This is a genomic window from Janthinobacterium sp. FT14W (assembly GCF_009208755.1).
GTDB classification, from domain to species: domain Bacteria; phylum Pseudomonadota; class Gammaproteobacteria; order Burkholderiales; family Burkholderiaceae_D; genus Janthinobacterium; species Janthinobacterium violaceinigrum.
Map to the genome: position 1 here is coordinate 48,604 of NZ_WFLL01000006.1, position 12,477 is coordinate 61,080.

Here is a 12,477-nt window from a genome sequence, read left to right on the forward strand (position 1 = left end):
AATGCGCCCCATGGATTTTACCCGCGACGAAACCAGTGAAACCCCAGTTGCCCCGGCCAGCGCGCCGGGAGCGCCTTTGCCGTATGCCGTCGCCACCTGGCTGCAGCGGGTAGAGGCAGCCGCCCATCCGAAGGCCGTGCTGACGATTGCCGAGCCTGATCCCAAGCTCAACCAGCATCGCTTGATCTACGTGCTGGCGCCCACCAGCGGCGGCCGCCACGTGGCCCTGTGCCTGTACAAGGCGCGGCTGCGGCCGAACGGCGACGTGGCGGCGGCCAGTCCCATCAGCGAAATCTTTTCCCTGCTGTCCGCGCCGCCCACGTTCCTGACGCCGTTTGACGAAGACCTCGTGCGTTTCTTCGTGGCCATGCGCAGCGGGCAGAACTCGCAGACGGGCAGCGCCACGGAGCCGAAAGGCAAGGTGGGCGCGGCCCTGCTGAAAATGCTGGCCGAGCAGGATAAATTGTTATGGGCCAATTCCTGGGCCGACGTGGGCAATGGCCTCGTGTATCCGCTGAAGGAAGGTCCCGTGCGTCCCGCGCGCCTGTTCTGGCGCGACGAAGGCAAGACCATGCGCCTGGGCTGGCAAGTGGACCCGCCGGAAGGGGCGAAGCACCATGGCGCCGACCAGATCGACTACATGCTGCCCACCGATCCGCCGTGGTACATCGACAACTTGTCGTGCGGCGTGCTGGAACTGAATCAGGGCGGCTCCGACATTTCCCTGGCCGACTTGCAGGCGCTGGTGGCGCAGGCGCCGCCGTTGAGCGCGAACGACAAGGTGCGCGTGTCGCAACTGCTGCTGGCCCAGGGTTTGCAGCATTTGATGCCGCTGCCGCAACCGTTGCCGCAGCGCTTGCGCAAGGATGTGCCGGCGCAACCGGTCTTGCTGATGGACAGCGCCATGCTGGCCGACGGCAGCGTGCAGCGCTGGAGCGACTTCGCCGTGCTGTCCTACGACTACGATGGCGAGCGCGTCTCGTTCGACCCGTCGCAGCGCGTGGTGCGGCAAGTGGGCGACGTGACGGAAATTATCCAGAGAAACACGGCCGATGAAGCGCGCGCGCTGGCCACCCTGGCCGAGCTGCAATTCAAGAAGCCGGGCTCCGCCCCCTTGAGCGGCTTGAAGGGCGCCTTGCTGCTGCCTTCGCAGGCGGAATGGCTGCGTTTTGCCGAGTCCGGTATCGATACCTTGCTGGACCAGGGCTGGATCGTGGAAAAGACGGCCAAATACCGCTACGACGTGAGCGACGTGGGCGACTGGTACGCGGAGATCGACGACCAGGACCCGGACAGCGGCAACGCCTGGTTCGAGCTGGAACTGGGCATCGTCGTCAACCACGAAAGAGTGCCGCTGCTGCCCGTGCTGGTGCAGCTGATCCGCAGCGCGCCCAACGATTTCAACCCGAAAGTCATCGAAGCGCATGCGGACGATGACCAGATGCTGGCAACCTTGCCGGACGGCACGCGCGTGGCCCTGCCGTGGGGCCGGGTGCGCCCCATCCTGAACACCCTGGGGGAACTGTACTTCAGCGACAAGATCAAACATGCGGTGCGCATGTCGACCCTGGACGCGGCGCGCCTGGAAGAGCTGGCGCGGGGCCTGGACATGGAATGGACGGGCGGCGAGCAGCTGCGCGCCATGGGCCGCAAGCTGAGCCAGTTTGGTTCCGTGCAGAAAGTGGCGGCGCCGGCCGGCCTGCAGGCGACCCTGCGCGATTACCAGGCCGATGGCCTGGCATGGATGCAATTCCTGCGCGACCATGACCTGGCCGGCATCCTGGCCGATGACATGGGCCTCGGCAAGACTGTGCAAACCCTGGCGCATATCCTGGTGGAAAAGGAAGCGGGCCGCCTCACGCATCCGGCCCTGGTCATCGCGCCCACGAGTTTGATGGGCAACTGGCAGGACGAGGCGGCCAAGTTCGCGCCCAGCCTGAAAGTGCTGCTGCTGCAAGGCAAGGACCGCGCCCAGCAATTCGACCAGATCGACCAATGCGACCTGGTGCTGACCACCTACGCGCTGTTGCCGCGCGATGAGGAAACCCTGCGTGAGCATGATTTCCACCTCGTCATTCTCGACGAATCGCATTACATCAAGAATACGCGCAGCAAGGCGGCGCAAAGCGCGGGCCTGCTGCGCGCGCGCCACCGCCTGTGCCTGTCCGGCACGCCGCTGGAAAATCACCTGGGAGAATTGTGGTCGCAATTCCACTTCCTGCTGCCGGGCTTGCTGGGCGACGAAAAGACGTTCAACACGCAGTTCCGTCACCCGATCGAACGCCAGGATGACCCGCTGCGCCGCATGCTGCTGAACCGCCGCATCAAGCCTTTCCTGTTGCGCCGCACGAAGGACAATGTGGCCAAGGAACTGCCGCCGAAGACGGAAATGGTGCGCAAGGTGGAACTGACGGGACCGCAGCGCGACCTGTATGAAACCGTGCGTCTTGCGATGGATCAAAAAGTACGCGAAGAAATCGACAAGAAGGGCGTGGCGCGCAGCCAGATCGTCATCCTCGAAGCGCTGCTGAAACTGCGCCAGGTCTGTTGCGACCCCCGCCTCGTGAAAACCTTGCCGGCGAAGAAGCAGTCGGCCGGTTCGGCCAAGCTGCTCGACCTGATGCAGATGGTGGAAGACTTGCTCGACGAAGGGCGCAAGATCCTCGTCTTCTCGCAATTTACCAGCATGCTGGAATTGATCGAGGAAGAGCTGGAATCGCGCGACATTCCGTATGCCTTGCTGACGGGCGAGACGAAGGACCGGGGCGCGCAAGTGGCGGCCTTCCAGCAGGGCGCCGTGCCCATCTTCCTGATCAGCCTGAAAGCGGGCGGCGTGGGCCTGAACCTGACGGCGGCCGACACGGTCATCCACTACGATCCGTGGTGGAATCCGGCGGCGGAAAACCAGGCCACGGACCGCGCCTGGCGCATCGGCCAGGACAAGCCCGTGTTCGTCTACAAGCTGATCGCCAAGGGCACGCTGGAAGAAAAAATCCAGCTGCTGCAGCAAAAGAAATCGGAGCTGGCGCAATCGATCCTGGCCGAAGGCGAGTCGCAGAAGATGGCGCTCACGCAGGAAGACTTGCAGCAGATTTTCGCTCCGCTGGAAGATTAAGGGCGCAGCACGCGTATACTTGGCGATTCTTTCTTGCCAGGTATAACGCATGCTGCCCTTCCTGCCCTTTCTTGTATTGCTGCTGGCCGGCGCCATCCTCATGGCGCTGCGTTTCGTCCAGTTGCGCCGCGCCCTGCTGCGCGCGCGGGCGGGCGAAACGCAGTTCCGCCTGCTGGCCGAGCACGGGCGCGATGCGGCTTTCCTGCTCGACGCCACCACCTTCGAATTGCTCTACATCAGCCCCGCCGCGCAGCGCCTGACGGGATACGACTTGCCTGCCTTGCGCGAGCACGCGGCACAGCTGGCGGCGGACGTGCCGGCCCGGCTGCAGCGCTGGCGCGATGGCGATGCCAGCCGTTTGACCCTGCTGCGCGAAGTGGAGATGCCGCACGCCGACGGCCACCTGCTGGCGCTGGAAATCAGCTCGACCATCGTGCCTGCGGCGGCGGGGCGCAGCATGACCCTGGTGGGGAGCTTGCGCGATGTCAGCGAGACCCAGGCGCAGGAAGCGGAACGGGAAAAGGAGCAGAAGCGCTTTGCCTCGATGCTGTCGCATGAATTCCGCACGCCGCTGGCCACCATCGACGGCGCCATCCAGCGCCTCGTGTCGACCTCGCAAGACGCGGACGACGCCACGCGCAAGCGCTACGTGAAAATCCAGACGGCGGTCGACCGCTTGTTGTCCATGATCGACGATTATCTGTCGCCCGAACGCATGGCGGCCATCGGCCGCGAGCGGGCCGCCGACGGCATCGCGCCGCTGGCCTTGCTGCAGCAGGCGGCCGCCACCGTGCCCACCAGCCACCGCGTGCAGCTGGAACTGGACGAGGACTTGCCGGCCAGGCTGCGCTGCGACGTGCCCGGCATGGCGCTGTGCCTGAAAATCCTGCTCGACAATGCCGTCAAGTTCAGCGTGCCGGGCAGTGCCATCACCTTGTCGGCCAAGCTGGTGCCCGAAGGGGGCGTGGCCCTGTGCGTGCGCGATGCGGGGCCCGGCTTGCGGGAAGAAGAACTGGCGCAGCTGTTCGAAAAAGGAAGCCGTGGAACGAATGCCACGCATCCGGGGGCGGGCCTGGGCCTGTACATGGCGCGCGCCGTGGTGGATGTGCATGGAGGGAGTTTACAGGGGCATAATCTGCCCGAAGGCGGGGCTGTTTTCCGGATTTGGCTGCCCTTGCCTGTCTAGACAAGGAAAAGCCTTGCTTCCGCTGAAGGCAACCGTGATAATTCCTTGACGTAAACCTATTGTGCCGTCCATCATGGTGCAGAAGTGAATGGCATGGTTTGCCCACGGTAGCTCACTAACGGAAGAATGGCGTTGCAATGACGAAAATACTGATCGTCGAAGACAATCTGGACTACGCCGAAGACATGGCGGAGTTTCTCGTTGAGCTCGAACACGAAGTCCATATCACCAGCTCCGCTGGCGGCATGTGGACGGCGTTGAGCCATGGCAATGTTGGCGTGGTCGTACTGGACCTGGGCTTGCCCGATGAGGATGGCTTCAATGTCATCCCCCGCATGCGCCAGCTGTATCCGCAAATCGGCGTGCTGGTGCTGACGGGGCGCGTGGCTTTCGACAGCCGCATCCTGGGCTTGCGCCTGGGTGCCGACCACTATCTGACCAAGCCGATCAAGTTCCCCGAACTGGCCGCCCACATCGAGGCGCTCGACCGTCGCGTGGGGCCGCAAGACCCCGTGCCCGAGCCGGGCAAGTGGACCTTGAAAGTAAGCGCTCGCCAACTTGAGCTGATGGGTTCGGTCATCGCCTTGACGGAAAAAGAATTCAACTTCCTGCACCTGCTGACCATCAACACCCGCCCCGTGCCGCGCGACGTCATCGTGGCCGGCATGGGCGGCGAAGACCCCGATGCGGGCCGCAGAGTCGACATGCTCGTGTATCGCCTGCGCAAGAAAGCCAAGACGGGCCTGGGTCAGGACTTGCCGCTGCGCAGCGCATATGGCGAGGGCTACAGCCTGTCGGCCAGTTTCAACCTGTCCTGATTTGCGCCTGCAGCCACCCTCAGCCGGGTGGCGTCATAAAAAGGGACAGAGTCAATGGCTTTTTCACGTATTCAAAATAAAATAGGGTCAGAGTCGCGTCTGACGCGTCAGAGTGTGTAGAATCAAGGTCTTAGCCTTCTTTTTGCCGATTCTGCCATGGCCCGTTTGCCCCGCCTCATCATTCCCGCACTGCCCCATTATGTGATCCAGCGCGGCAGCAACCGCCAGCCCGTGTTCCAGGATGCGGCCGATTACGCGCAATTCCTGTCCTGGCTGAAAACGGGCGCGAAAATGTTCAAGGTGGCCATCCACGCCTATGTTTTGTTGCCTGATCAGCTACATTTGCTGGCGACGCCGGCCGACGCCACGGGTCTGGGACAGCTGATGCAGTGGCTGGGACGCTATTACGTGCCGTATTTCAATCAAAAATACGGCCGCGAAGGCGCATTGTGGCAGGGACGCTACAAAACTTCCGTCATCGATCCCGACAATTTCTTCCTCACCTGCTGCCGCTACCTGGAATGCGTGCCCGTGCAGACGGGCCTGGCGGGCCAGGCGCCCGATTACAGCTGGTCCAGCTATGCCCACCATGCGGGCGTGCGGCCCGATCCCGTCATCACCGACCATGCGCTGTACTGGGCGCTGGGCAACACGCCGTTCGACCGCGAGGCCGCGTATCTGCGCCTGTTCGAGCAAGGCCTGGGCAGCAGCCAGGTGAAGGTCGTAGAGCAGGCTGTGCTGAAGGGCTGGCCGCTGGGTTCCGACGCTTTCAAGCAGGCGCTGGAGCAGAAAATGCAGCGGCAAGTGCTGCCGGCCAAGCGGGGCCGTCCCCGCAAAATTGTGGCCGACGCGGCCGCTGATTAATAAAAAGCATTCGCATTTAAAACAAAAAATGCTTCCTTTCCGCGCTTTTATTGAAATTGCTTCGACTATGTCCCTATTAAATTTTTAGGGCGACAAAATCCAATTTAATTCGACTCCGACCCTAATTATTGTGGTTGAGTTTTTTGTTGCGTTGCACTACTCTAGTTTTTCGATAGTCATATGCAGCGGAGAAGCCCATGAAAGCGCAAGGCCTGTACGACCCAGCCAATGAACACGATGCCTGCGGCGTCGGTTTCGTCGCCCATATCAAGGGCAACAAGACCCATTCGATCGTCGAACAGGGTTTGCTGATTCTGAAAAACCTCGATCACCGGGGCGCCGTGGGCGCCGATGCGCTGATGGGCGATGGCGCCGGCATCCTGATCCAGATTCCCGACCAGTACTACCGCGAAGAAATGGCCAAGCAGGGCGTGGATTTGCCGCCGCCTGGCGAATATGGCGTGGGCATGGTCTTCCTGCCGAAGGAACACGCGTCGCGCATCGCTTGCGAGCAGGAAATCGAGCGGGCCGTGCGCATCGAGGGCCAGGTCGTGCTGGGCTGGCGCAACGTGCCCATCGATACGGACATGCCGATGTCGCCTACCGTGCGCGCCAAGGAACCCGTGATCCGCCAGATCTTCATCGGCCGCGGCCCGGACATCATGGTCACCGACGCGCTCGAGCGCAAACTGTATGTGATCCGCAAATCGTCGGGCCACGCCATCCAGGCCTTGAAGCTGCTGCACGGCAAGGAATTCTTCGTGCCGTCCATGTCGGCCCGTACGATTGTGTATAAAGGCTTGCTGCTGGCCGACCAGGTGGGCGTGTACTACAAGGACTTGCAGGATGCGCGCTGCATCTCGGCCCTGGCCCTGGTGCACCAGCGTTTCTCGACGAATACCTTCCCCGAATGGCCGCTGGCCCACCCGTACCGCCTGATCGCCCATAACGGCGAGATCAACACGGTGAAAGGCAACTTCAACTGGATGCGCGCGCGCGAAGGCGTGATGAAGTCGGCCGTGCTGGGCGACGACCTGCAAAAGCTGTTCCCCCTGATCTATGAAGGCCAGTCCGACACGGCGTGTTTCGACAATGCGCTGGAACTGCTGCTGATGGCCGGCTACCCGATCGCCCAGGCCATGATGATGATGATTCCGGAAGCGTGGGAAAACCACACGACGATGGATGACAACCGCCGCGCCTTCTATGAATACCACGCGGCCATGATGGAACCATGGGACGGCCCTGCCGCCATGGCGTTTACGGATGGCCGCCACATCGGCGGCACCCTGGACCGCAATGGCTTGCGTCCGGCCCGCTACATCGTCACGGACGACGACCTGGTGGTGATGGCGTCGGAATCGGGCGTGCTGCCGATCCCGGAATCGAAAATCATCCAGAAATGGCGCTTGCAGCCTGGCAAGATGTTCCTGATCGACCTGGAAGCGGGCCGCATCATCGACGACCAGGAACTCAAAAACACCTACGCCAACGCCAAGCCGTACAAGGCGTGGATCAATTCGGTGCGCATCAAGCTCGACGAGATCAAGCTGGCCGAAGGCCAGGCCAAGCAGGACCGTGCCCAGGGCGAAAAGACCCAGCCATCGTTGCTGGACCGCCAGCAGGCGTTCGGCTACACGCAGGAAGACTTGAAATTCCTCATGGCGCCGATGGCACTGGCCGGCGAAGAGGCGACGGGCTCGATGGGCAATGACTCGCCGCTGGCCGTCATGTCGAACAAACTCAAGCCGCTGTATAACTACTTCAAGCAGCTGTTCGCGCAAGTGACGAATCCGCCGATCGACCCCATCCGCGAAGCGATGGTGATGTCACTCGTGTCCTTCATCGGCCCGAAACCGAACTTGCTCGATACGAATAACGTCAACCCGCCGATGCGCCTGGAAGTGGCGCAGCCCGTGCTGGGCTTTGACGACATGGCGCGCTTGCGCAACATCAGCGCCCACACGGGCGGCAAGTTCAAGTCCTACGAGCTGGACATCTGCTACCCGCTGGCCTGGGGCAAGGAAGGCGTGGAAGCGTGCCTGGCCTCGCTGTGCGCGGAAGCCGTCGACGCCGTCAAGTCCGGCCATAACATTTTGATCGTCTCGGACCGCGCCATTTGCGCCGACCAGGTGGCGATCCCTGCGCTGCTGGCCACCTCGACCGTGCACCAGCACCTGGTGAGCAAGGGCTTGCGCGCCTCCACGGGCCTCGTCGTGGAAACGGGCTCGGCCCGCGAAACCCACCACTTCGCCCTGCTGGCAGGCTATGGCGCGGAAGCCGTCCACCCCTACCTGGCCATGGAAACCCTGGCCGAGATGGCGCGCGGCTTGCCCGGCGATTTGTCCGCCGACAAAGCCATCTACAACTACACCAAGGCCGTGGGCAAGGGCTTGATGAAGGTCATGTCGAAGATGGGCATTTCCACGTATATGTCCTACTGCGGCGCGCAGATCTTCGAAGCCATCGGCTTGAACAAGTCGCTGGTGGACAAATACTTCAGGGGCACGGCATCGAACGTGGAGGGCATCGGCGTGTTTGAAGTGGCGGAAGAGGCGCTGCGCCTGCACGCGCTGGCCTTCGGCAGCGATCCCGTGCTGGCCGACAAGCTCGACGCGGGCGGCGAGTATGCGTTCCGCGTGCGCGGCGAAGACCATATGTGGACGCCGGATGCGATTGCGAAATTGCAGCATTCCACGCGCAGCAACAATTTCTCCAGCTATAAAGAGTATGCGCAAATCATCAATGACCAGAGCCGGCGCCACCTGACCCTGCGCGGCCTGTTCGAGTTCAAGCTCGACCCGACCAAGGCCATCCCGCTCGACGAAGTGGAACCGGCCAAGGAAATCGTCAAGCGCTTCGCCACGGGCGCCATGTCGCTCGGTTCCATCAGCACGGAAGCGCACGCGACCCTGGCGGTGGCCATGAACCGCATCGGCGGCAAGTCGAACACGGGCGAGGGCGGCGAAGATCCGAACCGCTACACGCAGGAATTGAAGGGCATCCCCATCCGCCAGGGCGACACCATGGCGTCCGTCGTCGGTGCCGAGCAGATCGTCGTCGATATTCCGCTGCAGGAAGGCGATTCCATGCGTTCGCGCATCAAGCAGGTGGCGTCGGGACGTTTCGGCGTCACGGCCGCCTACCTGAACTCGGCCGACCAGATCCAGATCAAGATGGCGCAGGGCGCGAAACCGGGCGAAGGTGGCCAGTTGCCGGGCCATAAGGTGTCCGAGTACATCGCCAGCCTGCGCTTTTCCGTGCCGGGCGTGGGCCTGATTTCGCCGCCGCCGCACCATGACATTTATTCGATCGAAGACCTGGCGCAGCTGATCCATGACTTGAAGAACGCCAACCCGCGCGCGTCGATTTCCGTGAAACTGGTGTCGGAAGTGGGCATCGGCACGGTGGCGGCCGGCGTCACCAAGGCCAAGGCCGACCACGTGGTGGTCGCCGGCCACGATGGCGGCACGGGCGCCTCGCCTTTGTCGTCCGTGAAACATGCGGGCACGCCGTGGGAGCTGGGCCTGGCCGAAACGCAACAAACGCTGGTCTTGAACGGCTTGCGCAGCCGCATCCGCGTGCAGGCCGACGGCCAGATGAAGACGGGCCGCGACGTGGTCATCGCCGCCCTGCTGGGCGCCGACGAGATCGGTTTCGCCACGGCGCCGCTGGTGGTCGAAGGCTGCATCATGATGCGCAAATGCCACTTGAACACCTGCCCGGTGGGCGTGGCCACGCAAGATCCCGTGCTGCGCGCCAAGTTCTCGGGCAAGCCCGAGTATGTCGTCAATTATTTCTTCTTCGTCGCCGAAGAAGCCCGTCAATTGATGGCGCAGCTGGGCATCCGCACGTATGACGAGCTGATCGGTCGCGTCGACCTGCTGGACAAATCGAAGGCGATTTCGCACTGGAAGGCGCAGGGACTGGACTTCTCGGCCATCTTCCACAAGCCGGAAACCCCGGATGGCCAGGCCTGCCGCCACGTGGAATTCCAGGACCATGCGCTGGAAAAGGCGCTGGACCACAAGCTGATCGCGCAAGCGCGCGCGGCGCTGGAGAAGGGCGAGCGCGTCTCCTTCATCTCGCCCGTGCGCAACCTGAACCGCACGGTGGGCACCATGCTGTCCGGCGAAGTGGCGAAGAAATACGGCCATGCCGGCTTGCCGGACGACACCATCCACATCCAGCTGCAAGGCACGGCGGGCCAGTCGGCCTGCGCTTTCCTGGCGCACGGCATCACGATCGACCTGGTGGGCGAGGGCAACGATTACGTGGGTAAAGGCTTGTCGGGCGGGCGCATCATCGTGCGGCCGAATACGGAATTCCGTGGCTGGGCCGTGGACAACATCATCATCGGCAACACGGTGCTGTACGGCGCCATCGCCGGCGAAGCCTTCTTCAATGGCGTGGCCGGTGAACGCTTTGCCGTGCGCAACTCGGGCGCCACCACGGTGGTCGAGGGCCTGGGCGACCATGGCTGCGAATACATGACGGGCGGCACGGTCGTGGTCCTGGGTAACACGGGACGCAACTTTGCGGCCGGCATGTCGGGCGGCATCGCCTATGTGTACGACCCGGCGGGCGACTTTGCCAGCAAGTGCAACACGGCCATGGTCAGCCTGGACAAGGTCGTGTCCGCAGCGGAACAGCATGTCGACCGCGATGCCTGGCATACGCAGCACCGCGACGGCGTGCCGGAAGCGGATGAAGTCATCCTCAAGCGCCTGATCGAGCGTCACTTCAAGCACACGGGCAGCACGCGCGCCCGCGTCCTGCTCGACGACTGGGCCGCGGCGCGCGGCAAGTTCGTGAAAGTCTTCCCGAACGAATACAAGCGCGCGCTGATCGAGATGGCTGCCGATGCGGCCATGGAAGTGCAAGCCGTCGCCGCCTGAGCCAGCCAAACTCATTGCCAAAAATGTGACACGGGAGCGGCTTGGCCGCTCCCCGCCAGCCAAATACAAAGGAAACATCGTGGGTAAAATTACCGGCTTCATGGAATTCAAGCGCCAGGACGAGCACTATCTGGAGCCTGCCGCGCGTCTGAAGAACTACAAGGAATTCGTGCTGCACCTGTCGGACGCGCAAGCGACCGTGCAAGGCGCGCGCTGCATGGATTGCGGCATTCCCTTCTGCACCACGGGTTGTCCCGTGAATAACATCATTCCCGACTGGAATGACCTCGTGTACCGCGGCGCCTACCGCGAAGCGCTCGATATCTTGCATTCGACGAATAACTTCCCGGAATTTACGGGCCGCATCTGCCCGGCGCCGTGCGAATCGGCCTGTACCCTGGGCATCCACGAAGATCCCGTCGGCATCAAGTCCATCGAGCACAAGATCATCGACATGGGCTGGGAGCACGGCTGGGTCACGCCGCAGCCGGCAGGATTCAGCACGGGCAAGAAAGTGGCCATCGTCGGTTCCGGCCCTGCCGGCCTGGCGGCGGCGCAGCAGCTGGCGCGCGCCGGCCATGCTGTCACCGTGTTCGAGAAGAGCGACCGGGTCGGTGGCTTGTTGCGTTACGGCATCCCTGACTTCAAGATGGAAAAGTCGCACATCGACCTGCGCGTGAAACAGATGGAAGCGGAAGGCGTGGTGTTCCGCACCAGCGTGCTGGTCGGCAAGGATTTCCCGGCCAATGTGAACAACTGGGCCAAGGAAACCATTTTCCCGGAAGACCTGGAAAAAGAATTCGACGCCGTCATCATGGCCGGCGGCGCCGAGCAGCCGCGCGACTTGCCCGTGCCGGGCCGCGAACTGAAAGGCGTGCATTTCGCCATGGATTTCCTGCCGCTGCAAAACAAGGTCAACGCGGGCGACAAGCTCAAGGACCAGATCAAGGCCACGGGCAAGCACGTGGTGGTGATCGGCGGCGGCGACACGGGTTCCGACTGCGTGGGCACCTCGAACCGCCATGGCGCCGCCTCGGTGGCCCAGTTCGAACTGATGCCGCAGCCGCCGGAGCAGGAAAACAAGCCGCTGGTGTGGCCGTACTGGCCGACCAAGCTGCGCACCTCGTCCTCGCACGAGGAAGGCTGCGAGCGCGACTGGGCCGTGGCCACCAAGCGTTTCGAAGGCAAGGGCGGCAAGGTGGAAAAGCTGATCGCCTGCCGGGTCGAATGGAAAGACGGCAAGATGAGCGAAGTGCCGAACTCGGAATTCGAGATGAAGGCCGACCTGGTCTTCCTGGCCATGGGCTTTGTTTCCCCAGTGCAACAAGTGCTGGAAGCCTTCGGCGTCGATACGGATGCGCGCGGCAACGTCAAGGCGAGCACGGATGGCGCCGGCTGCTACCAGACCTCGGTGGCCAAGGTGTTTGCGGCCGGCGACATGCGCCGCGGCCAGTCGCTGGTGGTGTGGGCCATCCGCGAAGGGCGCCAGTGCGCGCGCGCCGTCGATGAGTTCCTGATGGGGGCATCCCTGCTGCCACGCTAAAAAACGAGCAATTGTTCGTTTTTTTCCAGGGCCACGGCGCGGATCGCGCCGTG

At 62.9% G+C, this 12,477-nt stretch carries 6 protein-coding genes; all 6 read left to right on the top strand.

Going from position 1 to position 12,477, the window contains the following annotated elements; genetic code table 11:
• Positions 1-10: 10 nt before the first annotated feature.
• Entirely contained in the window at positions 11-3,115 is a 3,105-nt protein-coding gene (locus GCN74_RS06345; protein ID WP_152255874.1) for a DEAD/DEAH box helicase, read from the top strand.
• A 49-nt stretch (positions 3,116-3,164) separates the two neighbouring features.
• A complete protein-coding gene (locus GCN74_RS06350) occupies positions 3,165-4,301 on the top strand; it encodes a PAS domain-containing sensor histidine kinase (RefSeq protein ID WP_152255875.1) in 1,137 nt (378 codons plus the stop codon).
• Positions 4,302-4,438: 137 nt separating this feature from the next.
• The gene (locus tag GCN74_RS06355) at positions 4,439-5,119 is read left to right on the top strand and encodes a response regulator transcription factor (protein ID WP_034780956.1); all 681 of its coding nucleotides are present in this window, start codon (positions 4,439-4,441) and stop codon (positions 5,117-5,119) included.
• A gap of 156 nt (positions 5,120-5,275) precedes the next feature.
• Positions 5,276-5,983 carry a transposase gene (locus GCN74_RS06360; protein WP_152255876.1) on the top strand — a complete coding sequence of 236 codons (708 nt, stop codon included), beginning with the start codon at positions 5,276-5,278 and terminating at the stop codon, positions 5,981-5,983.
• Between the two features lie 197 nt (positions 5,984-6,180).
• Positions 6,181-10,881: a glutamate synthase-related protein gene (locus GCN74_RS06365; protein ID WP_152255877.1), complete on the top strand. Its 4,701-nt coding sequence runs from the start codon at positions 6,181-6,183 to the stop codon at positions 10,879-10,881.
• Positions 10,882-10,960: 79 nt separating this feature from the next.
• A complete protein-coding gene (locus GCN74_RS06370; protein WP_152255878.1) occupies positions 10,961-12,424 on the top strand; it encodes a glutamate synthase subunit beta in 1,464 nt (487 codons plus the stop codon).
• Positions 12,425-12,477 lie beyond the last annotated feature (53 nt).